The sequence below is a fragment of the Aeromonas sp. MR19 genome (assembly GCF_963899305.1).
Lineage (GTDB): Bacteria > Pseudomonadota > Gammaproteobacteria > Enterobacterales > Aeromonadaceae > Aeromonas > Aeromonas bestiarum.
Genome location: NZ_CAWQWZ010000011.1, coordinates 512,180 through 537,346 on the forward strand (window position 1 = coordinate 512,180; position 25,167 = coordinate 537,346).

21 protein-coding genes and 2 tRNA genes are annotated in these 25,167 nt (G+C 62.0%); 12 read left to right on the top strand and 11 right to left on the bottom strand.

Annotation, left to right across the window (positions count from 1 at the left end; all coding sequences use genetic code 11):
* Positions 1 to 31: 31 nt before the first annotated feature.
* Entirely contained in the window at positions 32 to 496 is a 465-nt protein-coding gene (gene rnhA / locus AACQ95_RS08105; RefSeq protein ID WP_042872419.1) for a ribonuclease HI, read from the top strand.
* Between the two features lie 69 nt (positions 497 to 565).
* Here rnhA and AACQ95_RS08110 read toward each other — a convergent pair whose 3' ends face one another.
* A complete protein-coding gene (locus AACQ95_RS08110) occupies positions 566 to 1,288 on the bottom strand; it encodes a class I SAM-dependent methyltransferase (protein ID WP_043138495.1) in 723 nt (240 codons plus the stop codon).
* A 71-nt stretch (positions 1,289 to 1,359) separates the two neighbouring features.
* Between AACQ95_RS08110 and gloB the strand changes: the two genes are divergently transcribed.
* Both gloB and AACQ95_RS08120 read left to right on the top strand, forming a co-directional pair.
* Positions 1,360 to 2,124, top strand: coding sequence for a hydroxyacylglutathione hydrolase (gene gloB, locus AACQ95_RS08115; protein WP_043138498.1), 765 nt, complete (start codon positions 1,360 to 1,362; stop codon positions 2,122 to 2,124).
* Between the two features lie 69 nt (positions 2,125 to 2,193).
* On the top strand, positions 2,194 to 3,741 hold the full coding sequence (locus AACQ95_RS08120; RefSeq protein ID WP_241278275.1) for a lytic transglycosylase: 1,548 nt from the start codon (positions 2,194 to 2,196) through the stop codon (positions 3,739 to 3,741).
* An 84-nt stretch (positions 3,742 to 3,825) separates the two neighbouring features.
* Here the strand turns inward: AACQ95_RS08120 and AACQ95_RS08125 are convergent, their stop codons facing one another.
* Positions 3,826 to 4,671: an endonuclease/exonuclease/phosphatase family protein gene (locus AACQ95_RS08125; protein WP_042872428.1), complete on the bottom strand. Its 846-nt coding sequence runs from the start codon at positions 4,669 to 4,671 to the stop codon at positions 3,826 to 3,828.
* Between the two features lie 111 nt (positions 4,672 to 4,782).
* Between AACQ95_RS08125 and AACQ95_RS08130 the strand changes: the two genes are divergently transcribed.
* Complete coding sequence (locus AACQ95_RS08130) at positions 4,783 to 5,007, top strand: hypothetical protein (RefSeq protein WP_042872430.1); 225 nt, start codon at positions 4,783 to 4,785, stop codon at positions 5,005 to 5,007.
* Between the two features lie 6 nt (positions 5,008 to 5,013).
* Here the strand turns inward: AACQ95_RS08130 and yciA are convergent, their stop codons facing one another.
* The 5 genes from yciA to AACQ95_RS08155 all read right to left on the bottom strand — a co-directional run bounded on the left by yciA (position 5,014) and on the right by AACQ95_RS08155 (position 12,319).
* A complete protein-coding gene (yciA, locus tag AACQ95_RS08135; RefSeq protein ID WP_080741131.1) occupies positions 5,014 to 5,412 on the bottom strand; it encodes an acyl-CoA thioester hydrolase YciA in 399 nt (132 codons plus the stop codon).
* 138 nt (positions 5,413 to 5,550) lie between these two features.
* Positions 5,551 to 6,363 (bottom strand): SDR family oxidoreductase, encoded by an 813-nt coding sequence (locus AACQ95_RS08140; RefSeq protein ID WP_241278276.1) that lies wholly within the window; start codon positions 6,361 to 6,363, stop codon positions 5,551 to 5,553.
* Positions 6,364 to 6,623: 260 nt separating this feature from the next.
* A complete protein-coding gene (locus tag AACQ95_RS08145; RefSeq protein ID WP_043557209.1) occupies positions 6,624 to 7,622 on the bottom strand; it encodes a LacI family DNA-binding transcriptional regulator in 999 nt (332 codons plus the stop codon).
* A 179-nt stretch (positions 7,623 to 7,801) separates the two neighbouring features.
* On the bottom strand, positions 7,802 to 9,718 hold the full coding sequence (locus tag AACQ95_RS08150) for a transglycosylase SLT domain-containing protein (RefSeq protein WP_241278277.1): 1,917 nt from the start codon (positions 9,716 to 9,718) through the stop codon (positions 7,802 to 7,804).
* 84 nt (positions 9,719 to 9,802) lie between these two features.
* A complete protein-coding gene (locus AACQ95_RS08155; protein WP_241278278.1) occupies positions 9,803 to 12,319 on the bottom strand; it encodes a putative bifunctional diguanylate cyclase/phosphodiesterase in 2,517 nt (838 codons plus the stop codon).
* Between the two features lie 371 nt (positions 12,320 to 12,690).
* Here AACQ95_RS08155 and hpf point away from each other — a divergent pair, with 371 nt between their 5' ends.
* Positions 12,691 to 13,032 carry a ribosome hibernation-promoting factor, HPF/YfiA family gene (hpf, locus tag AACQ95_RS08160; protein ID WP_043138515.1) on the top strand — a complete coding sequence of 114 codons (342 nt, stop codon included), beginning with the start codon at positions 12,691 to 12,693 and terminating at the stop codon, positions 13,030 to 13,032.
* Between the two features lie 98 nt (positions 13,033 to 13,130).
* Here the strand turns inward: hpf and AACQ95_RS08165 are convergent, their stop codons facing one another.
* On the bottom strand, positions 13,131 to 13,640 hold the full coding sequence (locus AACQ95_RS08165; protein ID WP_241278279.1) for a VC2046/SO_2500 family protein: 510 nt from the start codon (positions 13,638 to 13,640) through the stop codon (positions 13,131 to 13,133).
* Between the two features lie 125 nt (positions 13,641 to 13,765).
* Here AACQ95_RS08165 and AACQ95_RS08170 point away from each other — a divergent pair.
* Together AACQ95_RS08170 and AACQ95_RS08175 are read left to right on the top strand one after the other, a co-directional pair.
* Positions 13,766 to 13,850 (top strand) — tRNA-Tyr (locus tag AACQ95_RS08170).
* A 52-nt stretch (positions 13,851 to 13,902) separates the two neighbouring features.
* Positions 13,903 to 13,987 (top strand) — tRNA-Tyr (locus AACQ95_RS08175).
* A 126-nt stretch (positions 13,988 to 14,113) separates the two neighbouring features.
* On the opposite strand, the gene tamB is transcribed toward AACQ95_RS08175, so the two are convergent.
* A complete protein-coding gene (gene tamB / locus AACQ95_RS08180; protein WP_241278280.1) occupies positions 14,114 to 17,899 on the bottom strand; it encodes an autotransporter assembly complex protein TamB in 3,786 nt (1,261 codons plus the stop codon).
* A gap of 76 nt (positions 17,900 to 17,975) precedes the next feature.
* On the bottom strand, positions 17,976 to 19,751 hold the full coding sequence (gene tamA / locus AACQ95_RS08185; protein ID WP_241278281.1) for an autotransporter assembly complex protein TamA: 1,776 nt from the start codon (positions 19,749 to 19,751) through the stop codon (positions 17,976 to 17,978).
* Between the two features lie 593 nt (positions 19,752 to 20,344).
* Between tamA and AACQ95_RS08190 the strand changes: the two genes are divergently transcribed.
* The gene (locus AACQ95_RS08190; RefSeq protein ID WP_042872451.1) at positions 20,345 to 20,719 is read left to right on the top strand and encodes a hypothetical protein; all 375 of its coding nucleotides are present in this window, start codon (positions 20,345 to 20,347) and stop codon (positions 20,717 to 20,719) included.
* 82 nt (positions 20,720 to 20,801) lie between these two features.
* Positions 20,802 to 21,080, top strand: a complete 279-nt coding sequence (locus AACQ95_RS08195) for a peptidylprolyl isomerase (RefSeq protein WP_043138524.1) — start codon at positions 20,802 to 20,804, stop codon at positions 21,078 to 21,080.
* 4 nt (positions 21,081 to 21,084) lie between these two features.
* Here the strand turns inward: AACQ95_RS08195 and AACQ95_RS08200 are convergent, their stop codons facing one another.
* On the bottom strand, positions 21,085 to 21,642 hold the full coding sequence (locus AACQ95_RS08200; protein ID WP_241278282.1) for a peptide-methionine (S)-S-oxide reductase: 558 nt from the start codon (positions 21,640 to 21,642) through the stop codon (positions 21,085 to 21,087).
* 51 nt (positions 21,643 to 21,693) lie between these two features.
* Here AACQ95_RS08200 and AACQ95_RS08205 point away from each other — a divergent pair, with 51 nt between their 5' ends.
* Genes AACQ95_RS08205 through AACQ95_RS08215 form a run of 3 tightly spaced genes read left to right on the top strand, consistent with a single transcriptional unit; the run spans position 21,694 to position 25,155 of the window.
* Positions 21,694 to 22,368: a DUF1499 domain-containing protein gene (locus AACQ95_RS08205; protein WP_241278283.1), complete on the top strand. Its 675-nt coding sequence runs from the start codon at positions 21,694 to 21,696 to the stop codon at positions 22,366 to 22,368.
* Positions 22,369 to 22,378: 10 nt separating this feature from the next.
* The gene (locus AACQ95_RS08210; protein WP_241278284.1) at positions 22,379 to 22,972 is read left to right on the top strand and encodes a carboxymuconolactone decarboxylase family protein; all 594 of its coding nucleotides are present in this window, start codon (positions 22,379 to 22,381) and stop codon (positions 22,970 to 22,972) included.
* Positions 22,972 to 25,155 carry an FAD-dependent oxidoreductase gene (locus AACQ95_RS08215; protein WP_241278285.1) on the top strand — a complete coding sequence of 728 codons (2,184 nt, stop codon included), beginning with the start codon at positions 22,972 to 22,974 and terminating at the stop codon, positions 25,153 to 25,155. Before AACQ95_RS08210 ends, AACQ95_RS08215 begins: the two co-directional genes overlap by 1 nt.
* Positions 25,156 to 25,167: the final 12 nt, after the last annotated feature.

Genomic DNA, 25,167 nt, shown 5'->3' on the forward strand with positions numbered 1-25,167 from the left:
CAAGACTCATGCTAAAAAAGATCGATTGCTCATGTTAAAACACATTGATTTATACACGGATGGTTCCTGCCTAGGCAATCCTGGCCCGGGTGGCTATGGTGCCGTCCTGGTCTATGGCGATCACCGCAAGGAGATTTCCGGTGGTTTTCGGCTGACCACCAATAACCGGATGGAGCTGATGGCCGCCATCATGGGGCTGCGCACCCTCAATGCGGCCTGCCAGGTACGGCTCACCACCGACAGCCAGTATGTGCGCCAGGGGATCACCCAGTGGATCATCGGCTGGAAGAAGAAGGGATGGATGACCTCAAACCGTCAGCCGGTCAAGAACGTCGATCTCTGGAAGGAGCTGGATGCGGAAGTGGCCCGCCATCAGATCGAGTGGCTCTGGGTCAAGGGACACTCGGGTCACCCCGAGAATGAACGCTGCGATGAGCTGGCGCGCGATGCCGCCAGTGGCAAGCAACTCGCCGAAGACACCGGCTATCAACCCTGACCCCACCTGTCAAAGGGTGACGAGCGTCTTTGACCCGAGCGGTCGCGAGTTGTTCGTCTAGGATATGGGTTACCAGCCCTGACGCGCCATGCCCGGTGCCGCTATCGACTCAGGCAAACGCCAGCGACGGCGCACCGGGATGAGTGGAAAACGCCGCTTGCGCGCCGCTATCACATAGACAGATGCAAAGGGTCTGAAGTAATCCCGCCCCACACTCTCCCGCCACCAGCCGATCCGGCTCTGCTTGCTCATGAACGAATAGCCGAAGCGCTCATCAAACATCACCTCGCAACCGAGCAGTTGCAACCAGTCGGTGACCCGCGCCGGGGTGAACATGCGAGCCGACCAGGGCAGATGTTGACGCAGGAAAGGCAGACAATGACCGATACCAACCAGACTGAGCGGGTTATAGCCGCTGACGATGAGCCAGCCATCGTCGGTCAACACACGTTCGGCTTCACGCAGCACCTGATGGGGGTCGGGCGAGAAATCGAGACAATGGGCGAGCAGACAGGCATCCACGCTGCCGGTTCGTACCGGCAAGGCCAGTGGATCGCCCTGGATATCCAGCAGCCGACCACTGGTCGCCACCCCTATCTGATGGCGGATGGAAGAGCAGCCACAGGAGAGCTCGGCGCTCAGGGCGCCGACTTTAAGCAGATGATAACCAAACAGATGTGGGCACCAGCTGTCGAGCCGCTCCTGGATCTCGGCCGCCACCCAGTCCCCCATGGGTAGCGCCGACCAGCTGGTCGGGATCTCGATTTGTTGTTCGGTACGTGCCAACTGCATAATAGGGCTCAACTTGGGGTTCGAACGCCATCCAGTTATATAAGATACCCTCCATAAAGAGAAGCAGACTCATGTATCCAGTGATCACAGTTCCAGCCTTTAACGACAACTACATCTGGTTGATCCGACACGAAAATCACTGTCTGGTGGTCGACCCTGGCGATGCGGCCCCCGTGCTGGAGCGGCTGGCGGTGCTGGAGCTGCAACTCGACGCCATCCTGCTGACTCACCACCACCAGGATCATGTGGGTGGCGTCACCGCCCTGCTCACTCACTTCCCCCATGCAAGACTCTATGGTCCCAAACATGATCCCATGCCCGATCACCACGGTCAGTGGCTCGATGACGGGGATCAGATCAACTGGCATGGCCTGAGCCTGGATGTTATCCACGTGCCAGGCCATACCCTGGGCCACATCGCCTACCACGGCCATGGCATGCTGTTCTGTGGTGATACGCTCTTCTCCGCCGGTTGCGGTCGCCTGTTCGAAGGGACCCCGGCCCAGATGCATGACTCGCTGCAACGGCTCGCCGCCCTGCCCGACGACACCCTCATCTATTGTGCCCATGAGTACACCCTCTCCAACCTGCGTTTCGCCTACGCGGTCGAGCCTGACAACAGGGCGATCCAGCAGCGGATCGGGCTGATCAGCAAACTGCGCCAGCAGGGCCTGCCGAGTCTCCCCTCCCGGCTGGGTGATGAGCGTGAGTTCAACGTTTTTCTGCGCTGCGAACAGGATTCCGTGAAATTTTCTGCTGAGAAACACGCCTTAAAATGCTTGGAAAATCCAGAGGATACCTTCGCCGTGCTACGCAGCTGGAAGGACGTTTTTTGAACAAACCTTGATCAGGAGGCCATTGCCCCTTATGATGCCAGCTGTTTTTCAAGAGATGACCTGAGCGAGATGAAGGTACGAACGGCCTTATTGGCGGCGCTGTTTCTCAGCGGCTGCCAAAACCTGAGCCATCAGGATGACCGGGCGCTAACGGCAATCGAGCCGATCAAGTCCCCCCAAGTCAACAAAAAAGCGTATAAAAAACATTCTGCGCGCTTCCTGTTTGGTGACGAACAGATAGACGAACTGGATGACACCGAGAACCTGTGGGTGCGTATCAGCGATGATATGCAGTTTGATCCGCAGGAGAACGACCGTGTCCGCCAGCAGCGCGATTGGTTACTACGCAATGATAAGCATCTGGCGACCATTGCCAGCCGGGCTGAGCCCTACCTGTATCTGATGGTAGAGGAAATCGAACGGCGTGAGCTGCCAATGGAGCTTATTACCATCCCCATGATCGAGAGCATGTTCGATCCCCACGCCCGCTCCCGCAGCAATGCGGTCGGTCTGTGGCAATTCGTCCCTGCGACCGGCAAGAACTTCGGCCTGCGCCACGACAGCTGGTATGACGGCCGCCGCGATGTATTGGCTTCCACCAATGCCGCGCTGGATTATCTGGAGTACCTGAACCGCTTCTTTGATGGTGACTGGCTGCAAACGCTGGCCGCCTACAATGCCGGTGAAGGGCGCGTGCGCAATGCCATAGTCCGCAATCAGAAGGCCGGTCGTCCAACCGACTACTGGTCCCTCGATCTGCCCCGTGAGACCCGGATGTATGTGCCCAAGATCCTGGCCATGGCTGACATGATCCGCAACGCGGAGAAATACAATGTCACCCTGCCGGTACTGGCCAACAAACCGCAACTGCGGGTGGTCAACACGGGGGGCCAGATCGATTTGAACGTGGCCGCCCAGCTGGCGGGTCTGCGCCCGGCCCAGTTGAAAGAGGTCAATCCGGCTCTGAGCCGCTGGTCGACCTCGCCTCAGGGCCCCTATCGCCTGCTGGTACCGGTCGAATATGCCGATACCCTGGAACTGGCCCTGGCCGATCTGCCCCAGAGCGAGCGCATCCGCACCCGCTCCTATCAGGTCACCAGTGGCGATACCCTCTCCCGCATCGCCCAGAATCACGGGGTGAGCGTGCAACAGCTCAAGCTGGCCAACAATCTGCGTGGCAACAACCTGCGCCGTGGCCAGACCCTGATGATCCCGACCGGTGGCAGCAAACAGGTCACCAGTCAGGCAGCCCAGAGCAAGTCGCAGCAGATTGCCAGTCGCAGCGGCAGCAAGATCCAGTACAAGGTCCGTTCCGGTGACAACCTCTGGAGCATCAGCCAGGCACACGGGGTGACCCATGATCAGCTGGCCAAGTGGAACGGTCTTAACGCCAGGTCGGCCCTGAAACCCGGCATGAAACTGGTGGTCTGGCCCAAGCAGGGCAAGAGCAGCAACAAGTCCATGGTCTATCAGGTTCGTCGGGGGGATTCCCTCTCCTCCATCGCCGCCCGCTTTCAGGTCGCCGTGATGGATGTGATGCGCTGGAATCAGCTCGGCAAGAGCGACTACCTCAAGCCGGGTCAGGAGCTGACCCTGTTCGTGAAGAACAACAGCTGAGCCGCCGTCACTTCATAAAAAAACACCCCGCCAAGTGCAGGGTGTTTTTTTATCAGCGCAGGCTGTTGGTGCAGCCGAGGGCCATCAGGGAGTGATGGCCTGGGCCGCGAAGCGCGCCATGATGGGATTGTGATCCGATGCGTCGGTCGCCGGGCTGCTCACTTCCACCAGGTCCAGATTGCGGTAGTAGAGGTGATCCAGCGGACGACCAAACGCGGTACGGCGCAGATCCGGCACCGGAATGGCTTCCTGCAGCCCCAGCTCGCCCACCAGCTTGTTCAGCCAGAATTCGCGCTTGTCGCTCCAGGTGTTGAAATCCCCCGCCAGAATGACAGGGCCCTGATGGCGATGGATGAGGGCGGTCAGATCATTGAGCTGCTCGCGGAAGGTGGCCATGCCCAGTTCGAAGTTGACCGCATGCAGGTTCACCACCAGCACACCGTCAGGATCGCCCTGCAAGGGGTACAGGCTGACCAGACCGGACTTGGGAATGCGTAGCAGAGGCTCTGGCGAACGAACGCCGCAGACGAAGGCCTGTGGCGTTTTGGCGACCGTCATGACGCCAAACGAGACGCCACCCTGGGTGAACGCCTGTAACTGTTGCCACTGGAACTCACCGGCCTTGAGCCACGCCAGCATGTCCGGGCGGGTCGCCGACTCCTGCAGCAGCACCAGATCCTGGGATTTCGCATACTCGTCCAGCCCCTCGCGCCAGTTTTTACGCTGACCCTTGTAGAGGTTCCAGACGGTGATGCCAAACTCGCGGGGCAAGGCGGTGGACGCCAGCGCTACCAGCGGCGGCTTCTGGCAATTGACGCCGGGAATGATGCCCTGCGCCGTCACCAGATGATCCTGATCCGGCACCTCGAAACAGCCGACCAACCCCAACGTCAGCAGCGACGTTCCCAGAATGCGATAACTATTTTTCATTGGCTAACAACCACCTGCCTCTGCATTGTGTCATGACCATCACAAATGTCATCGCAGCCGACTAGGCTCATGATTCGTGTCCGGCCCGGCGCATCCAGAAGGAATTCAACGATGGCGAGACAGCACCAGTACCGCGTGACATTTTATGATCAACAAGGAAATTGTCATCAAGTGGAGCTTTCCACCGTCTATCAGATCAGACGGGATCCCCAGTGCGATCTCTGCCTGTTCGACACTGAGCAGTGTGTCGGCTCGGAAGAGATGCTGGAACGCATGATACGGCAAAAAACCGGCTTTGAGCAGGAAATATCCATCATCAACGCCCGGCTGATCTGAGCCGGATCAGACTGGAACCGGGCGGGATTTGCCCTGATCGTCGATGGCGACGTAGGTGAAAATCCCCTCGGTCACGCAGTAACGCTGGGCTTCGTTTGCACGCAGCACCGGCTTGACCCAGACCTCCAGTTTAAGGCGCATGGAGCTGCGGCCAATCTTCAGGCAACGCCCGTAGCAGCACACCACATCGCCTACCTTGACCGGGCTGTGAAAGGTCATGCCCTCGACGGAAACGGTACAAATACGTCCTTTTGCCAGCTCCTTGGCCATGATGCCCCCACCTATATCCATCTGGGACATGATCCAGCCCCCGAAGATGTCGCCATTGGGGTTGGTATCGGCTGGCATTGCCAGGGTTCTCAGCAACAGCTCCCCATCGGGGTGACGTCTTGTATCTACCATCATTACCGCTCTCTCTATCATGGATGGCGGCATGATAGGGGGCGAGCCCCGCCTTGGCAAACCTCAATTGCCCGCCGCGCCAAGCCATTGGAGCCGCCTGTGCCCCGCCGCCATGCCACCCCATAGAACCGGGCGGTATGCTCAGCTGCCCTGTGCTGCCAGCTCGGCAAACCAGTGGGCCGGATCGGGCCAGCGATAGGCAAAACCGAGTTGCTCACAAATGCGCTGACCCTCGACCGGGGCAAAGATCCCGGCTGGCTCGATAAACACCGGAGTCGGCAGGCCGAGCTGGCGAGCCGCAAAGGGATAGAACTGCTCGCGGCGCGGATGGACCGACGCACTCAGGTTGTAGGCATCGCCATCCTTGCCTTGTGCCAGCATCAGCTGGCAGGCGGCCACCACATCATCCAGATGCACCAGGTTCACCGCCTGGCCACCACCCTCCAGGGTCTTGCCCGCCAGGAAACGCCCTGGATGGCGTTCCGGACCGTACAGACCGGCGGGACGCAACACCATGGCACACTCAAAACCTGCATCCAGCACCGCCTGCTCGGCGGCCAGCATCCGCGTCCCGCGGGCGTGGGCAGGAGCCGGCTGTTCATCCTCCCCCTGCCCAGGCGCCCATACCGAGGTGGCGCTCACGAACAGTACCCGCTGCACACCCGCAGCCTTTGCCAGCTGGCACAGGCGGGCGATGGCCGCCGGGTAATCCTCCGTCTTGCTCGGTGGCACACAGATCACCAGCTCGCGGCAGTGCAGCGGCAAGGCGTCCAGCCGGGCCGACAGCTGCAGCGGCCAGGCCGCCACCCCTTCGGCCGTCAGGCGCGCGGCCTTCTCGGCCGAGCTGACCGTCACCACCACGGCCTTGCCTTGCGCCTGCAATGCCCTCGCCAGCGGCAGCCCCAGCCAACCCGCCCCCACTATCCCCGTCTGCTGTTTACATTCTGTTGTCATTGGCAAAAATCCTGGCAAAAAAAAACGGCCATCCATGATGACCGTCGAAAGTAACGAAGGAAATAGCTGGATTGACCAGTTACCTCCCACAGCGGGAAAATCGGGAGCGCAGGCTCCTAATTCGTGGGGCCTATGCTAGTGGCAGGCAGGCCAAAAAGCTTTGAAGCGGATCACAGTTGAAAAGGATTTCTGAAAACGCTTTCAATTTTTTGGCTGCGCATCGACGAAGAATTGGCCCATTCAGGGCCAATTCTGTCTCGTCAGGCGACGGATTCGCGTCTGACCAGCTCGGCTTCGAACTTGAGCGCCAGCCCGTCGACCGGCTTGTGATCCAGCAGGCGCAGGGCCAGCTCGGCCGCCCGCCCCCCCATCTCCTCGATGGGATAGCGCACAGTAGTGAGCTTGGGATAGATGTAGCGGGCATAGGGTATGTCATCGAAACCCACCACAGAGATCTGCTGCGGTATCTTGTAGCCGCGCTCCAGCAGGCAGGAGATGGCCCCCGCCACCATGGCATCGTTGAAACCGAGCACGGCGGTAAATTCGACGCCCCGCTCCAGCAGCTCACCCATGGCCACATAACCGCCATTCTCATCGGCGAAGGCACGACCAATCAAGGCGGGATCCAGCTCGATGCCCGCCCGTTGCAAGGCGTGACGGTAACCCGCCATCCGCTGCTGACCATCGACGAACTCTTCATCATCAGAGGTCACGAAGGCGATCTTGCGGTGACCCGCATCCAGCAGATGCTGGCAGGCGGTGGTGATGCCGGCCTGGTTGTCCAGCCAGACACAACGATCCTCGGCACCCGGCACCTGGCGGTTGATGAAGACGATGGGGGTATTGCCGGCCACCAGCTCGCTCAACTCCTCGTCGGGCAGCGCCTTGCTGTGCAGGATCAGCGCATCGCACTGACGCTGCAGCAGCGCCTGGATGGCGTGACGCTCGCGCACCGCATCGTGGTTGCCGGACATGACGATGGTGAACTTGTCCGCCTTGTCGACCATGGTCTCGATGCCGCGCATCATCTGGGCGAAGAAGGGGCCACCACACAGGTCCCCCACCAGCACGCCGATGCAGTTGGAGCGCTTGCTGACCAGTGCCTGGGCAAAACTGTTGGGACGAAAATTCAGTTCCTTCATGGCCGCCAATACGGCCTCACGCTTTTCTGGTGCCACCTGAGCCGTGTTGTTGATCACCCGCGACACAGTTGAAATGGACACATTAGCCAACCGAGAAACGTCTTTAATCGTTGCCACTATCAATTCCTTTGTTGGGGAAGCCTGTCTGTGTTGATCGAGCGATTATATCGAACCTGTCAGACCAAGACGTGGCGCCCGATCACCTGACAGGTTTCCTTTTGTAACAAAACCTTATGGGATAATAACCATTTTGGGGAAGGAAAGGGAATCTGGCAGCCGCCGGGGCGGCTGCCGTCTCAATAAGCGTGACTCAGCTCGCGATCGGACATGAAACGCAGCGGCTGCTGCAGCTTGTGCTGATAGATGAGATCGAACGACAACACGTTCTGCACATAGTTGCGCGTCTCCTTGTAGGGGATGCTCTCGACCCAGACATCCATCGGCTTGTCCGCACTCTGATCGCGCCAGCGTTTGACCCGGCCAGGCCCGGCATTGTAGGCCGCGGCGGCCAGGATGCGGTTGCCGTCATACACATCCAGCAGCCGCTTGAGATAGGCGCTGCCGAGGCGGATGTTCATGGCGGGATCGAACAACTGCTCCTCGTTGCGATAGGGCACCCCCAGCTTGCTGGCGGTCTCCCTGGCGGTGGCCGGCATCAGTTGCATCAGACCGCGCGCCCCGACCGGCGATTGCGCCAGCGGATAGAGGGCGCTCTCCTGGCGGGAGATGGCGTAGAGCAGGCTGGTATTCATGGTCCGCTCCTGCGCCATCTGGGAGAAGGTGCGCTTGAGCGGCAACGGGAAGCGCAGGTCGAGCGCATCCCAGGCCTCGGCCCGGATGCTGGCCAGGATCGCCAGCTCATGCCAGCCCTGATTGAGGGCTATGTGGCCAAACTCGATGCGCTGGGCCACGGGGTTGCGATCCATGTTGTGGATCCACTCAGAACGCGCCGCCGTGATCTCGTTCATGTCGAGCAGTTCACGCACCCGCAGCAGGAAGGGCCAACGGGCGCTGGCGGTGCGCCAGTCCGGCACCCGCTTCACCGCACTCTGGTTCTTCATTCGATAGGGCACGCCGCTGCGTTGCGCCGCCATGAAGCCGTAGAAGCCGCGCAAGTTGGCGGTTTCCAGATAGAGATCCCGCGCAGGTTTCTTCTGACCCTGCACCTCCAGCGAGCGGGCCAGCCAGTAACGCCAGCGATCCTCCTTCTGCAGGGCGATGGGCATGCGCTTGACCCAGCCGGAGAGCCCGCGCCAGTCCTGCTCCCAGATGGCGAGCCGGGCCCGCAGCTCCAGCAGATCCGGATCGACCAGCCGCACCACTGTGGCATCCACCCAGCCGCGCTGGGCAGTGGCACGATCCAGCAGCAGACGGCGCGCCACGGCTCGCTCCACCGGTTTGAGCTCTGTGGGGGTCAGCCCGAAGCGCGTGCGCATCGCGGGCAATTGGCCCAGCACGGATTCGGGCTGCTGATTGGCATAACGGGCCAGGCCCAGCAGCAACAGTCGCTTTGAGGGGGCGGCGGTGGAAAAATAGGCCGGGTTCATCGCCTTGGCGGGCTGCTCGAACAGGGCGACCATCTGATCGCCATAAGGCTGCATGCCGCTGCCAAGCTGGGCACCGAGATGGCGGATCAGATTCGGGTTCTCAGCTTCAAACGCCAGGGTCATGCGGGTCCAGATCTTATCCTGGGTGCGCAAACCGGCCTGCTGCCAGAGCTGGAACAAGGGGGTGCAGGCATCGGGACGAGACTGGCCGCTGAGCCAGAGCTTGCCCGCCTCCTGCAAGGCCTGCGTCTGCTGCCCCGTGTAGTAGCGCGCCTGATAGTGCATGCAGAGCAGATCGGTGGAACTCGGCTTGGCCGGGTAGAAGCGCAGGAACTGGGACCACTGCTGGCTCTGGGCCAGATAGGTGAGGTAGCTGCGTTCCAGCCGGTTGGATTGCGGCGTGTCACCGTGCTGTCGGATGAAACGGGTCACGTCGTCATACTCTGCCGCTCCGGGCCGGAAGGCCAGCTGGTAGTAATCCAGATAGGGCAGCAGCGGATAATGGGTCAAACGGGCACGAATTTGCTGGAAACGGGCCTGATCGTCAGCACGAACCGCATCATAGGCCTGTCGATAGAGAGACTGCTCCGTGGTTTGCGCCGCGACTTGCGCCAGCAGCCCTGGTACGCACAGCGCCGATAAAATGATTCCCTGCACGGCTTTCACGAAAGACTTCTCCCTTGAGAGGCAATGCCACCGCCCGCTGGCGGTGGTCTTGTATCCCCTCATTCTACCCGTTAACGCCCAGGGCTACAGCTCGCTCACCACACTATTTTTCGCGCCTGAAACGGCGGCATCAGGGCGGGCAAGACGTTTGACATAACGCTCCAGATAAGGGACGGGCAGCGGCTTGGAGGCCAGGTAGCCCTGATAGAAATGGCAGCCCTGTGCCTTCAGAAACTCCAGCTGCTGGCGTGACTCCACCCCCTCCGCCGTCACGTTGAAGCCCATGTGGCGCGCCATGGCGATCACCGCCTCGACGATGGCCATGTTGTCGCCATCCTTGGGAATGTCCTGGATGAAGGAGCGATCTATCTTGAGCTCATCGGCCGGCAGCCGCTTGAGGTAGCTCAGGGAGGAGTAACCGGCGCCGAAATCATCGATGGCGAAACTGATGCCGAGCACCTTGAGCTCGCTCATCTTGCTGATGGTGTCTTCCGCATGGCCGAGCACCACGGATTCGGTGATCTCCAGATTCAGGCAGGCGGGATCCATGCCGGTGGCGGCCAGCACGTCGTGAATGCGCTCGACAAAATCGGTGGCATGGAACTGCTTGGCACTGACATTGACCGACAGCTGGGGGATGTGGATGCCGTTCTCTTCCCACAGCACATATTGGGCACACGCCTCGTGCAGCACCCAGTTGCCGATGTCGACGATGAGATCCGTCTCCTCGGCGATGGGAATGAACTCGGCCGGCGAGACCAGTGCCCGCCCCGGCGGTTGCCAGCGGATCAGCGCCTCGACCCCTATGATGTCCCCCCCTTCCACCATGTGCTGCGGCTGGTAGTAGAGGGTCAACTCCTGCTGGCTCAAGGCATTGCGCAGCTCGTTGTGAATGAGCAGCCGACGATCCGCCTGCTGCTGCATGGAGGCATCGAAGAAGCGCCGGGTCTTGCGGCCCGCCGATTTGGCCTGATACATGGCGGTATCCGCCTGCTTGAGCAGATCGTCCACCCCCTGCTCACGGCCGGGGAAGAGGGTAATGCCGACGCTGGCGCCTATGTGCAGCACCTGCCCGCCATGGGTGTAGGGGGCGGCGATCTCGCTGATGAGCCGCTCGGCGATGAGGTCGGCCTGCATCTCCGCCTGGGGCGGACTGGCCGACAGCGAAGGCAGCAGCAGCACGAATTCGTCGCCACCCAGCCTCGCCAGGCAATCCCCCTGGCGCACCAGCCGTTTGAGACGAGTGGCCACCTCCTTGAGCAGCCAGTCGCCGGTGGCGTGACCCAGGGAGTCGTTGATGGTCTTGAAGTGATCCAGATCGATGAACAGCAGGGCCCCGATCAGGTTGTCGCGGCTCGCCTCGCTGAATGCCTGCGCCAGGGTCTCGTGCAGCTGGCGGCGGTTGGGCAGGCCGGTCAGCTCGTCGTAGTAGGCGAGATCCTGGATGCGGCGCTCGGCCTCCTTGCGCTCGGAGATGTCTTCGAAACAGATGACGAAGTGGCTGATCACCCCCTTGTCATCCTGCACGGGCGTGACGATTTCCCACTGGGGATAGATGTGACCATCGACGTGCAGGCGCAGAGTCTCTCCCTGCCAGCGGCTCAGGGTGTTGAGCTCATAGCCAAGCCCCCCCAGTCCTGACCAGAGATCATTGCCAAGATGCAGGCCTATCACCCGCTGGCTGTCAAAGCCGGTGATCTGGCTGAAGGCATGGTTAACCCGCAATATCTTGAAGTCGGGATCCGTGATGATGATGCCTTCATGGGTTTCGAAGGCCACCGCTGAGAGCCGCAACTGGGCATCGCTCTGCAACCGCTCCAGCTCGGCCACCATGCGCACGGAGAAAATGGTCAGCACTGAGCCCAGGTTGGGGATCTCTATCTCGCTGGAGAAGAGCAGCGCCAGATGACCCAGGATCTGGCCGTGTCGGTCGAACAGCGGCTGGGCGTAATAACGCTGCCCCGCTTTCAACTGCGGATTGAGCTGGTAATCGGCCTCGATGGTGACCACGCAGGCCTCACCACGCCGATAGACCTGCTGGCAGGGCATGCCGGCGAGTTCGTACTCCTTGAGGTCGATCCCGTGACAGGCCAATACCTTGAGGCGATCGCTGCTGGTGCGCTCCGCCAGCCAGACCGCATCCGCGACCAGAATATGGGCGAGCTGGTTGATCAGGGTATCGAAAAAGTCGAGCCCGGTTCTAGCGGAGAGCGCCTGGGCCAGCTGGGCCAGCAGAGGATCTTGCAACAGGGGCAGTTGCTGGGACAGCTCGGCGGGCAGCGGCGTGCTGCGGGTGGTATCCAGCGGGGCCAGCCAGCCACAGCATACCTGCTGGGCAGAGACGTACTGGCCGCTCCAGAGCACATGGCGCACCTCGCCATTCTCGTCCATCAGGTGACCGATGAACTGGGCTGGCTGGCGTGAGTGGTAGAGTCTGGAGAGAAAATCAGAGAAGCCGGGTTCATCGTCCACGGCCAGCTGACCGGCCCAGGGGTGTGGCCCCTCCCCTTGCCATAGCTGGTAAGAGGCATGATCGGACAGGCTCCACTGCTCATGTTGCCGATCATAAAACCACATCATCTGAGTGGCCTGCTGTTTCATCTACTACTCCAACACCACGACAACCACGTTCACTACCCTGACAACTTGATAGAGCCCACAACCCCCTCTCGCACTAAGGGCATAGGGCGATACGTGAGGAGTGCGAAAGAGGCGAGACTATGCGGTGAAAACCGGACATGAGGTCGACATGCGGCGCTGCCAAGAGGGGACAGAAACGATCCAAGTTTCCCCATACTGCCTGCCAGTTTCATGGAGCTCAAGCGCTTTTTGGCGCAGAACGGGAAAAGATCACAATTTATAAGTCGCGTGATAGTAAAGGATTCATTTCGTGACGCAGATCACATTTCAATATTCCGCCATGAGTAATCTGAAGGTGAAGACACAAGCAAGACGACCCGAAGGGGGCCAATATGAAAATCGAAATTACCAGCAAAATCATCGACATCACCCCGGCTATCCGCGAGCGCATTGAATCCCGCTTTGAAAAGCTCGAACGTCTTCAGGTGCCTCTTATCACACCCCATGTGATTGTCTCCAAAGAGCGTCTGATGTTTATCGTTGAAGCCAGTGCTGGCATCCCCAACGGCAAACTGTTTGCCCAAGCAGAACACGAGGATATGTACGCCGCTATCACCGAACTGGGGCAAAAGCTGGAACGTCAGCTCAACCGCCACATCGAGAAGCCCATGGCCCGTCGTGCGGCCGCGAGTGCCAAGGACGTCGTACCCCAAGCGGATGAAGCCGACGCATAATCTGCCACACATCACACGAATCAAATGCCAAGGCGGGATCTTCCCGCCTTTTTGCATCCTGACGTTGCCGCCAGTCGATGCCCCCTCCTTGCCCCGTCTCAGCTTAACCAGTGCAGGCGAGCATCCACCTCCTGTTGCAGCGCATCCAGTATGGGCAGCATGAGCAGCGGATCGTCACGCCTTGGTTGATCCACCAGCTTGCGTTGCCAACGCTCGCGAGCCAAGGGCGAGAGGTTGTCATACACGGCGGGATCCAGCGCCGGCTGCGGGCCGAGCAAGGGCGGCGAGCGCAGTGCCAGCCAGAGCCTCACATCCACCATGGAGCCTCCCTGCTGCAACCGTTCGTTGAGTCGCACGCCCTCCCCATCGTCCTCCCCCCCTTGCAGGGGGGCCACCGCCGACAGCTCAAAGCGGCCGCGCCAGTCCTGGGGATCCGGTCTGGACACGGCCGCCGGATCGAACCAGGGCTGCTCCTCCACAGCGTCGGTCAGCAGGGCCAGGTGCAGACGAAAATCAGCCCTGTCGCCGTGCTGGAGATCCCGGTTGAGACGTTGCCCCAGTTGGGCCTCGTCAACCAACAGCTGATCACGTATTGCGCTGGGTAGCATGAGATAACTCTTGGAAATGGTGGTTTCATCACTTATCGGCCGCAAATCGGATCCTGTGAGCAGGAAAAATCCCGCCAAGGGGTTCACAACAGCGGAAGATCTGTTAGTATGCGCCTCGCACTTGTGGAGGGGTTCCCGAGCGGCCAAAGGGATCAGACTGTAAATCTGACGGCTCTGCCTTCGAAGGTTCGAATCCTTCTCCCTCCACCATTTCAAGTGCAATCGCGGCGCGAGTCGTGGGTAAAAATTGGTAATACCCCGTGGAGGGGTTCCCGAGCGGCCAAAGGGATCAGACTGTAAATCTGACGGCTCTGCCTTCGAAGGTTCGAATCCTTCTCCCTCCACCACCCTTCAGATAACCCGGCCTGCGCCGGGTTTTCGCATTTCTGGCCAACCGCGACCGGCCTGGGCCGCACTCAACAACGCGCATAAAAAACGGGAGGCCTGGGCCTCCCGTTTTGCATTCAGCTGCCCTACAGGGTGAAGCGATAGAAGATGTCCACCGCCTGGGCCACCCCGCTCATGGCCTGCAGGTAGAGTCTAGGCATCAGCTCGTAGCGCAGCTTGAACTCGGCGATGGGGCTGAACACCCCGACCCCGTACTGGAACTGCAAGCCGGGCAGCAGATAGGCCGACAGGGTCACCTGGGTATTGTCACCGCTGCCGGCAGTATCGAGCGCCACATCGCTCATGCCAAGGGATTCCCCCAGGCTGGAGACAACGCCGTTGGCCTGGCTGACGGCACCGGCCACCAGCAGACCGTTGAAACCGCCATCCTCGCCACTGGTCTGCAGCCCCTTGCCGCGCAGCAGATAGGAGAGCTGCTCGGACTGGGCCATCTGCGGCTCCGAGTAGACGGTGATCTTGGGCTTGCTGGCAGGTCCCGTCACCCGCACCCCGACCGTCACCTTGTCCTCTATGGTATCGGGATCCCGATACGCCTCTATGTTGAGGAAGGGCTGATCGAGGGGACCGGAGAAGAGGATCCGACCATCCTTGATGATGAGGTTCTGGCCATAGGCCTTGAAGCGGCCATCGTTGAGCACCAGCTGTCCGTTGCCCGCGAGCGGCCGGGACGGCTCCTGGCGGATGTTGATGCCCCCCCCCACCTTGGTCTTGAGGCCCATGGCCTCCAGCCGCACATCGTCACCGAGCCGGATCGCCAGTTTGATCGCCATCGGCAACGGCGCCGTCTTCGGCAGTGGCGGCAGATCGTCATAGACCACAGTCACGTCGTCGGAGACGGCCACCGCACTCTCGGGCAGGCTCTTGACCAGGATCCGCGCCCAGGGAATGTCGACCTGACCCGTGATCAGGGTCTCCTCTCCCAGCGAGATGGCGATGTCGGGGGAGACCCGCACTCGTCCCATGCCAGGATACTGGGCCTCCAGCTCCTTGCCCTGAATGGTGAGGCTGCCGCTGACCGGCATCCTGGCCCAGCTCAGCCAGCCCCCCAGCGCCAGCGGGCCCTTGCCCACCAGCATGGTACCGTCGAGCTCGGCCCGGTTGCCCTCGATCTTGAGTCGGGTCACCAGCTTGGAGAGGGTCACCATGTCGGAATGGGTCTGCACCTCCCCATCCAGCAGGTTGAGCTGACCAAACAGCAAGGGGGCGGCCAGGGTGCCATCGAAGCGGGCATCGGCGGAGATGATCCCCTGCAGGGAGCGCACCTCGGGGATGAGCGGGGCGAAGGTGGTCAGTTTGAGGTCGTCAAATTTGAGCTGACCCGACAGCTGGCCACGGCCGGATGGATCCTTGATCAGCAGATCGGTATCGATAGTACCTATCTGTTTGGAGACGAAATCGAGCCGGATCGCCGCCTGCTGGCGCTCAAAATCGACCCCAAGTTCGAGACGCTGGTAATCGGTCTTGAGCTCATCGGCGACCAGGGTGCCCGGCGTGGTACGCACTGTGGCGTGCAGGGTCGGCTGGTTGCCTCGCCAGCTGGCCCGGCCATCGGCGGAGAGCACCGCCAGCCAGCGGAAGTTCTCCGGCAGCCAGGGGCGCAGGCGCTTGAGATCGAAGCCGCTCAGGGCAAATTCGAGGCTGCCCTGCTGGGCCGACACCTGGCTGCCCTTGATGCAGAGGCTGGCCCCCTGGGATCCCAGGCAGAGATCCCCCATGGTCAGCCGCTGGCGCGGCAGATCGAGGTCGAGCGCCCAGGGGGCGGTCAGCTCCCAACGGCGCAGCGGCGTCTTCAGCTTGAGTTCCGACAAGGCGCCGCGCCAGCGATTCCCGCGCAGGCCACCGCTCAGGTTGAGGTTGGCCGCCACAGGATCGCCCTTCATGGTCAGCGACAAGACATGCTGATTGAGGTCACCGCTCAGGTTTAGGGCCAGCTGGCTGAGCGCGTTGGCCCCCTGTGCCAGGCTCGCCACCGTCAGCGCCAGCTCGCCGGCCGGCTTGTCGCCGACCAGGGCATTACCCTTGATGGCGATCCCTTTCAGATCCGTGCCCGCATAGTAGAGCCGGCTGGCGGCCAGTTCAGTGGTGACCCTGGGCGCCTGCTGATTGCCGGTGAGGCGCACCTGCCCCTTGATGTCCCCCTTCAGGCCGGGGTAGAGCCCGGCCAGATTGGGGGCATCGATATCCGCATCCAGCTTCCAGGCCTGCTGGCTGAGGCTGCCCTTGGCCTGCAACTGGTTGGGACCGCTTTGCAGCGCCAGCGCGGGGATGGTCCACTCCATCTTGTCGTTGCCGCCGAGGCTGCCCTTGATGGCCAGCGGATACTGGTTGAGCTTGCCGTCCACCTTCAGCTCGGGCAGTTGCAGTTGCCAATGGCCGGCTTCATTGAGTTCGAAACGGCTGGCAATCTTTCCCGCCAGGGAACCCTTGAGCTCGGGCACCAGCTCGGCCGGATTGATCCCCTTGAATTCGGTGGTGCCCTGCCAGCGCACTCCCTGGTTCCAGGCCAGCTTGCCATCGAGCTTGAGCTCCCCTTTCAGGGCGTTGAGCAGCAGGTTTATCTGGTTCAGTTGTTCCAGATCCCCCTTGCCCGTCAACGCCAGCTTGAAGGGGGGCACGTCCGTGCCCTTGCCGGCGGTATTCAAGGCAAACTGATAGCCGGAGAGCTTGCCCTTGGCGGTCAGGCTGCCCTTGTCCAGCTGATAGCTGGGCTCATCCTTGGTTGGCTGGTGCAGCGGCCAGCCGAGGCGCTTCCACTCCAGCCCCAGGTCAAACGGCAAGTCAGGGTTGAGGGCGGCCAATGACCCCTTGAGGTTGGCGGCCACAGGCCCCTTGGCTTGCAGCGCCAGCGCCAGCTTGCCTACCGAACCACCCAGGGTCAGGGTCGCCTGCTGCCCTTTGAGTTCGCCATCGAGCAGCCCCTTGCGGGCCTTGGCATCCAGGGTCAACTCGAGCGGATAGTCCGCGGTCAGCCGAACATGGCCCTTGAGCGCCAGATCCGCCATGGCATGGCGCAGGGAGAGCTCGCGCACCTCGATGCGCTCCTCTTTGGCACTGGCCGACAGCAGCAGGGTGTCGAGCCCTTCGATCAGCTCCCCTTGCTGATAGCGAAAGCGGGTCGCCGTCAGGCCTTCCAGCTGAATGGGGAAAGGCAGCCGGATGGCGGGCAGCTCGATGGGCGCCGCCTTGATTGCCTTCTGCGCCTTGCTCTCATCCGCCGGCTTCGCCTTGGCGGTGACAGGCGCCTTGGCCGCAGCCTTGTCTTTGATGGTTGCCTTGCCGGCAGCAGGCTTGGCGGCATCGGCAGGCGGCGTCTCGGCCAGAGTGACGTTCAGACCGTCCAGCACGGGCCCGCGCACTATGAGCCCCTTGCGACTGAGGGTAGCGCCTATGTCGAGGGACTTGAGAGTCACGCCGACGCCGGGCACCGCCAGATCCAGATCCGCCACCTTGAGGCTGTCGACCTGGATCCTGAGGGGCAGCGGATGCCAGACGAAGGGCTCTGACGGCTCTTCCGCCACAGGCTCGGACTCGGCGACCTTGACCACGGGGTGGGTGACCGTCAGGGATTTGATCCAGAGCTTGCCCTGCAGCAACTTGCCCAGATCCCAGTCCAGCACGGCGCGATCGACAGTGACATCCACCAGCTCGTCCTGCCAGCCTACCCCTTCCAGGGTCCAGCCATAACCGAGTTGGCCCGCCACCAGCTCCCCCTTGAGGGAAGGCAGAGCGGCCCTGGCCTGCAGCCACAGCCACTTGTTGCCCTGATGGGTGAAACCCAGCAGGCTGACGCCGATGAGCAGCAGGAAGATGAGCCCCATCAGCCAGAGAAAAATGCGTTTTACCCAGATCACAGCGCAGACCCCCGCGAAACATGCAGCCGCAGCGGCCAGGAAAGAGAACAGAGAGGATGAGTGAGTTCAAACCGGATCATAATTCAGGCCCCAGCGCGAAATGGAGCCGCAGCGGCTTGTCTTCCTCGGAAATGCCCACCGCCAGATCGAGCCTGACCTGACCTATGGGGGTGACCCAGCGCACGCCGATACCCGTGCCTATCTTCCAGGCCTCGCTGTAGTCGACCGTGGCAGTCCCGCCATCCACGAACAGGGCGCCGAGCCATTTGTCGCTGAAGCGGTAGTTGTATTCGGCACTGGCGACGCTCACGTAACGGCCCCCCAGCAGCTTGCCGTCGCTGCCGCGCGGCGATATGGTCTCGTAGCCATAGCCACGCACCGTCTGGTCACCGCCGGTGAAGAAGCGCAGTGACGGCGGCACCAGCGAGAAGCTGTCCCCTATGATGGCGCCCTGCTCGGCCCGCAGCAGGAAGCGGTGATCATCGCCCAGGGTGCGCAGCCACTTGCTGCGCCCCCACACCCGCACGAAGCTGATGTCGGAGCCCCAGTAGGGATCGGAAAACTCCAGGGTCAGCTGCTGGCGATCGCCCCAGTCAGGCACCAGACCGCCACGCACCCGCAGCCGCGACCAGGAGACACCGGGGATCAACAGCAGGCTGTTCCCCTCGTCGGCACCCTGGGTATAGATCTCGTTCTCGAGCCGGATGAAGACGTCCCTGTCCCAGCTCTCCGGCCGCCGCTTCCAGCGGTGCACGCTGACGGTGGTCAGGTCGGAGCGGGTATCGTTGTTGTCCTTGTATTGATAACCCGCCTGCAGCGAGTAGTAATCACGCAGCGGGTTGCCCACCGGGATCTGGTAGTCAAAGCTCAGCTCGGCCTCGGGCTGCGAGACCTTGGCGGTGGCGTTGAGGCGATGGCCATAACGGTTGACCCAGGGCTTCTCCCAGGTGGCGCTCATGCGCGGGCCCACGTCGGTGGCATAGCCGATACCCGTCTCTATCTCGTGGTCGACCCGGTTGGAGAGGGTCACCTGCACCGGCACACGGTTGCCCTCGGCCTGGCTGATCATGGGCTTGATATCCACCTGCTTGAACAGCTTGGTGGAGGAGACATCCTGCGACATCTCGGCCAGCCGGATCGCCAGATAGGGGTCGCCGCTCTTGATGTTGATGAGCGGCCGAATGAGGCGCAGCGCCTCCGGCGTGGCGTCGTAGTGGATCTCGCCGAAGTGATAGCGGGGGCCGGAGCGAAACAGTATGTAGATCTCGGCCGTGCCCTGATCCGGGAACACCTTGACCTGACTCTTGCTGATCTTGGCGTCGAAATAGCCGCGGGCCAGCCCCAGGCTGCCGAGATCCGCCTTGATGGATTCGTATTTGCCGTGGTTGAGGGGATCCCCCTCCTTCAGGGGCAGCTTGTCCAGCAGCTCGCTGTAGATCTCGTCGCTGCCCGCGTCCCCTTCCAGCAGTATGTCGAGGCGGGAGATGATGACGGGCTTGCCCGCGTCCACCTCGACCACCACCCTGGCGGGGGCTTTTTTGTCGCGGCTCAGGGTGATCTTGGGCTGGTAGTAGCCATAGACCTGCAGGGCTTTTTGCACGCTCTCGGTGATCTTGGCGCGGGCCGGCCGGTATTGGCGCTCCTGATAGACAGGCAGCGCATTGAGATAGGCTTCGACGTTATCCTTGGTCTCCCCTCTCAGACCCTTGATCTGATAGGTGAGTTTGGCCGCCATGGCCGGCGTGACGAACAGCAGCAGACAGAGGCTCAGGCCCAGCGCGCGGAGCCCACGACGGAAAACCCGTCCGGGCGATGAGATCCCTGCAGGCAGGGGCGGATTGCATCCTGTCAAACGTCAATTTCCCCGAAGAACATGATTAAAATAATGCAATATTTAGAATGAATATGAGGCTCACTCGATGGCAAGCGCGCCTCATCCTAGCATATCCCCGGCGCAACATCAGAGCGGAGCGGCATCGAAATTCACCCTATTATTGAAGCCTTTGCCACTCTGCTTGCTCACTTTCCTCCCGCCTGCCCCACAGACTTATGCCATTGTGGGTAAAAAAGGGCCATTCCTCAGCCATCAGGCCATGACAGGCATCACAAACGGCGGTTCGTCTCGCCTCCCCCTTGCGCCAACGCCCCCTCGCCGACGCGACATCAACTGTCGGCAACTGGTCAAGATGACGACGGCCGGCCCGCTACCTGCCCCCTGAGTCCCTGCCTTCCTCTTCGATCAAAAGCTGATTTAGATGATAAAAATCAACTGGTTGAATCTGAATAATCAAAGCCTCGTTCGCCTCAATCGATTTATCCCGCTGCCCCCCGCCGCTCGTCTCGCCCACACTGGGTTCATCTACCAAAGAAAACGCATCGCCCGCACCGGCGTCATGAGTCCAGGGGCCCGTTGCCCCCGACGCTCTCAACCGAAGGAGACACATCATGCATGCACGCAGCGAACAGATGGCTGACTACATTGCCGACCGACTCGAGTTCATCACCTTTCTCGCCTGTTGCAGCGCCCTGCTAGCCCTGCTGACCGGCATGAACGGCCAGCAGGCACTGGCCTTTACCGCCCTCAATCTGCCGTTCGGGCTCGCCATACTGCTGGGCATGGCCATGCTGGCGCCCCTGCCGGCGCACTGGCGTCTGCCGGGCATCACCCTCTTGCTGGCGGGCTGCGCCCTGGCCACCCTGCAACTGGGGGGCGACTGGCTCAACCCCTTGGCCATCTGGAGCCTGCATGCCCTGCTGGGGCTGGAGATCCTGTGGCAATCGCGTCCAAGGGCCCGCCTCGGCGCCCGTGCCCGCAGTTAATCCCTGCATGACGGCTGACGCGCGGCGGGAATTGGAGTAATCTTGCGCCCCGATTTGCCCGCCGCCGAGGAGCGCCAACATCATGAAGAAAGCCTGTGCCCAGCACATCCTGGTCAAGACAGAGAAGCAGTGTCTGGAGATCAAGGAGAAACTTGCCAAGGGGGCCGACTTTGGTCAGATGGCCAAGCGTTTTTCCACCTGTGCCTCGTCCAAACGTTCGGGGGATCTGGGGGAGTTTTCGAAGGGCGACATGGTCAAGCCGTTTGACGATGCCGTGTTCAAGGGCGAACTGCTGACCGTGCTCGGCCCGATACGCACCAAGTTCGGCTTTCACCTCATCAAGGTGCTCTACCGCAACTGATGGCTCAGGGCTCGGGTGTCAATGTCACCGGCCAGCCGCCGCAACGGCGGGCATAAAAGCCAAAGCGCCAGGGATGGCGCTGCGCCCAGTCCTCCATCTCGGGTGCCGGCGTGAAGCGGCTATCCGGCCAGAGCGATACCCGGCTCGCGCGGCCATGCAGCGCCTGCCAGCGCGTCAGGCTCACCTGGGCCAGACGCCACTGATAGTCATCCCTGGGCAGCAGGGCCGGGACAAATTCCTGACCGCGATTGCAATATTGCCCGCCACCATCGTGCCCATCCACCAGCTGCCAGAAGACATTGAGCAGATCACCATAACCCACCAGGGCCGGATCGTAATCGATGCGCACCGCCTGGCGGCGCGCCGCCCCCTGTGCAGGCGCGGTCCCCTCGGGCAAGGGGATGACATAGCCGGGTTCAACCCGCGTCACCCCGGGCACGGCCTCATAGACGATCTCGGCGCGCCACATGTCCCCTGCCGCCAGCATTGCTGTATCTGCCCACAGCGAAGCGCTTGGGAAAAGCAGCAGGATTGAGATAAATTTACTAACGTTATCAGTCAATTAAGTTTATCCTTCTGGGCACTTGTCCATCATAACCAGTGGATCCCCGTTATGCCCAGTTATTTGTGGTGGCCCCTGCTGGCCTGGTTGCTGCCCCTCGCTGGCGCCCTCGGCAGCCGCCTTCACCTCTGGCCCTGGTGGCTGGGGTTCGCCATCTGTCTGCTCGGTGCGCTGATATCGCTCCTGTTGCTGGTCCGCCTGCCCTGGAGCCGGCGCAAGGTCCCGAGCCTGTGGGGGATAACCCCGCTGCTGCTGCCCCTGCTGTTGCTGGTGCAGGCACTGCGCATGCCGCCGCTCAACGACATCAGCACGGATCCCTATAACCCGCCGCCCCTGCGCTGGGCCGCCGAGCTGAGAACGGCGCAGGATCTGCCCATCAATGCGGCCCCCTTGAAAGCATTCGAGAGCAAACCCGGTCCTCTCTATACCAGCGCCTCTCCGATCGAGGTGATCACCGAGGCGAACGAGCTGATGGAGGAGCTGGGCTGGCAGGTGCGACCGAGCCAGGATGGCCTGGATGCGGTGGCCACCACCGGCTGGTTCGGTTTTCAGGATGACGTGGCGCTGCGAGTCTTTGCCGGCCCGAAAGATACCCGCATCGACATGCGATCGGCCTCCCGCCAGGGGCGCAGCGATCTGGGCACCAACCGGGCGCGGATCGAGGACTTTCTGACTCGCCTCAACGAGCGGCTCGGTCAGGCCTACAAACCCCATTTGAAGCAATAGAAGGTAATCAATGCGCGTCGAGGTCAAGCCCGATCGGGAATATGCCTGGTTCATCCGCCCCTTTTTCTGGCTGCAGAAACGCAACTACGGCCAGGTGCTGATCCCGGGCAAATGCTGGGGCCGCTCGCCACGGCTGTTTGCCGCCGTGGCCACCCTCTACGGCGTCATCAACCGCAAGCGCTCGCCCATCGATCCCGTGCTGCGCTCCCTGGTGACTGTGCGGGTCTCCCAGCTCAACTGGTGCCGCTTCTGCGTCGACATCAACGCCATGACCCTCATCAAACGGGCCGGCTCCAGCACCAAGGTGGAGGCGCTGGCCCACTGGCGCAGCAGCCCCCTGTTCGATGAGCGGGAAAAGGCGGTGCTCGACTACACAGAAGCCATGACAGGCCTGGATGGGGTGAGCGACGCACAGGCTGCGCGCCTCAAGCCCTGGTTCGACGACGATGCCATGGTGGAGCTGACCGGCCTCATCGCCTTCCAGAACATGTCAGCCAAGTTCAATGCGGCCCTCGACATAGCCCCCCAGGGCTTCTGCCAGCTGCCGGTGCAACCCGAGCGCCCCGCCGCGGCCCCCGATCAGCAACCCGGCAAGGACGCCTGATGACACGGGCCCGCCTGCTGCTCCTGCTGGTGATGGGGTGCCTCATCGGCGCCTTCTTCGCATTCGATCTCGGCCGCTACCTGAACCTGGCCCAGCTGCAGGCCCATCAGGATGCCCTGGCACAACGGGTCGACACCCATTTTGTCACCGCCTGCCTGCTGTTCGTGGTCCTCTATGTGGTGAGCACGGCTCTCTCCCTGCCCGGCGCCAGCCTGTTGACCCTGGGCGGCAGCGCAATATTCGGGATCGGCTGGGGGCTGCTGCTGGTCTCCTTTGCCAGCACCCTGGGCGCCACCCTGGCCTTTCTCAGCGCCCGCTTCCTGCTGCGCGACTGGGTCAGGACCCGCTTTGGCGACAAGCTGGCCACCTTCCAGGCCGGGATGGAGAAGGACGGCACCTTCTACCTGCTGAGCCTGCGCCTCATCCCCCTCTTCCCCTTCTTTCTGGTCAACCTGCTGATGGGGCTCACCCCCATCAGAGTCAGTACCTACTACTGGGTGAGCCAGCTCGGCATGCTGCCCGGCACCTTCGTCTACGTGCTGGCGGGCAGCGAACTTGCGACCCTCACCAGCACTGGCAATATCCTCTCCCCCGGTCTGATGGTGGCGCTGACCCTGCTGGGGCTGATGCCCTTCTTGATCAGGCGCGCCATGCAACAGCTTGCCCTGCACCGCCTCCATGCCCCCTATCGAAAACCCGCCCGTTATGACTACAACCTGCTGGTGATCGGGGCCGGCGCCGGCGGTCTGGTCACCAGCTATATCGCCGCGGCGGTGAAGGCCAAGGTGGCGCTGATCGAGAAGCACAAGATGGGGGGAGATTGCCTCAACAGCGGCTGCGTCCCCTCCAAGGCTCTGATCCGAAGCGCCCGCTTTGCCGCCGAGCAACGCAGGGCAAGCGAGCTGGGCTTCAGTCCGAGTCAGGCCCGCGCCGACTTTGCCGCCGTGATGGAACGGGTCGCCAGGGTGGTAAAGGAGGTCGAACCGCACGACTCGATGGAACGCTATCAAGGACTGGGGGTGGAGTGCATCGCCGGGGAGGCAACACTGGTCTCCCCCTGGGAGCTGGAGGTGAACGGCCGGCGCCTTGCCAGCCGCCATATAGTGCTCGCCACCGGCGCCAGACCCTGGGTGCCGGATCTGCTGGGACTGGCCGACGTGCCTTATCTCACCTCGGACAACCTCTGGCAGCTGCGTACCCCGCCGCGCCGCCTGTTGGTGCTTGGCGGCGGCCCCATCGGCTGCGAGCTGGCCCAGAGCCTTGCCCTGCTCGGCGTGCCGGTCACCTTGGTGGAACTGGCCGATCAACTGCTGCCGCGCGAAGAGCGGGAGGTGGCCGACGCGCTGCAATCCCAACTGACCCGTGACTGTGTCACAGTGCTCACCGGCTGGCGCGCCGAGCGGGTCGACTATCTGCCGCAGGCATCAGACCCGCAGCCGCAATCAGCGGAAACGCAAAACGCCCTGCCCATCCGGCTGCAACTGCGCCGGGGCGACGAGACGCAAATCATTGAAGGGGATCAGCTGCTGCTGGCGCTGGGCCGCGTTGCCAATGTGAGCGGCTTCGGGCTCGAAGAGCTGGGTGTGGAGCTGGCGCCGCGCGGCACGGTTGCCGTCGATGGCTTTCTCGCCACCAACTACCCCAGCATTTTGGCGGTGGGGGACGTGGCCGGCCCCTACCAGCTCACCCATTTTGCCGCCCATCAGGCCTGGTATGCCGCCGTCAATGCCCTTTTCGGCCAGTTCAAGCAGTTCAAGGCGGACTACAGGGTGATCCCGGCGGCCACCTACACCACGCCGGAAATCGCCCGGGTCGGCCTCAACCGCAAGGAGGCCGAAGCCGAGGGTATCCCCTTCGAGACGACCCGTTTCGCGCTGGCCGAGCTGGATCGCGCCATCGCCGACGGGGAGCGCCACGGCTTTATCGAGGTGCTGACCGTGCCCGGCAAGGACCAGATCCTGGGTGCCACCATAGTGGGCACTCACGCCGGCGAGCGGATCGCCGAATTTGTGCTCGCCATGCGCCACCGGCTGGGGCTTGGCAAGATCCTCGCCACCATACACGCTTATCCCACCCTGATGGAGGGGAACAAGTACCTGGCCGGTGAGTGGAAGCGGGCCCACCAGCCCACCCGGGTGCTGGCCCTGCTGGCCCGTTATCATAGCTGGCGCCGCGGCGCCTGATCCTTTGCCCAA

Bases quoted from the DNA above. Each gene is read 5' to 3' on its own strand.
- AACQ95_RS08210 (WP_241278284.1), top strand. From the start codon at position 22,379: ATGCGCGTCGAGGTCAAGCCCGATCGGGAATATGCCTGGTTCATCCGC.
- AACQ95_RS08195 (WP_043138524.1), top strand. From the start codon at position 20,802: ATGAAGAAAGCCTGTGCCCAGCACATCCTGGTCAAGACAGAGAAGCAG.
- rnhA (WP_042872419.1), top strand. From the start codon at position 32: ATGTTAAAACACATTGATTTATACACGGATGGTTCCTGCCTAGGCAAT.
- AACQ95_RS08140 (WP_241278276.1), bottom strand. From the start codon at position 6,363: ATGACAACAGAATGTAAACAGCAGACGGGGATAGTGGGGGCGGGTTGG.
- yciA (WP_080741131.1), bottom strand. From the start codon at position 5,412: ATGATGGTAGATACAAGACGTCACCCCGATGGGGAGCTGTTGCTGAGA.
- AACQ95_RS08190 (WP_042872451.1), top strand. From the start codon at position 20,345: ATGCATGCACGCAGCGAACAGATGGCTGACTACATTGCCGACCGACTC.
- AACQ95_RS08165 (WP_241278279.1), bottom strand. From the start codon at position 13,640: ATGCTACCCAGCGCAATACGTGATCAGCTGTTGGTTGACGAGGCCCAA.
- AACQ95_RS08110 (WP_043138495.1), bottom strand. From the start codon at position 1,288: ATGCAGTTGGCACGTACCGAACAACAAATCGAGATCCCGACCAGCTGG.
- AACQ95_RS08130 (WP_042872430.1), top strand. From the start codon at position 4,783: ATGGCGAGACAGCACCAGTACCGCGTGACATTTTATGATCAACAAGGA.
- AACQ95_RS08155 (WP_241278278.1), bottom strand. From the start codon at position 12,319: ATGAAACAGCAGGCCACTCAGATGATGTGGTTTTATGATCGGCAACAT.
- AACQ95_RS08215 (WP_241278285.1), top strand. From the start codon at position 22,972: ATGACACGGGCCCGCCTGCTGCTCCTGCTGGTGATGGGGTGCCTCATC.
- hpf (WP_043138515.1), top strand. From the start codon at position 12,691: ATGAAAATCGAAATTACCAGCAAAATCATCGACATCACCCCGGCTATC.
- AACQ95_RS08120 (WP_241278275.1), top strand. From the start codon at position 2,194: ATGAAGGTACGAACGGCCTTATTGGCGGCGCTGTTTCTCAGCGGCTGC.
- AACQ95_RS08125 (WP_042872428.1), bottom strand. From the start codon at position 4,671: ATGAAAAATAGTTATCGCATTCTGGGAACGTCGCTGCTGACGTTGGGG.
- gloB (WP_043138498.1), top strand. From the start codon at position 1,360: ATGTATCCAGTGATCACAGTTCCAGCCTTTAACGACAACTACATCTGG.
- AACQ95_RS08205 (WP_241278283.1), top strand. From the start codon at position 21,694: ATGCCCAGTTATTTGTGGTGGCCCCTGCTGGCCTGGTTGCTGCCCCTC.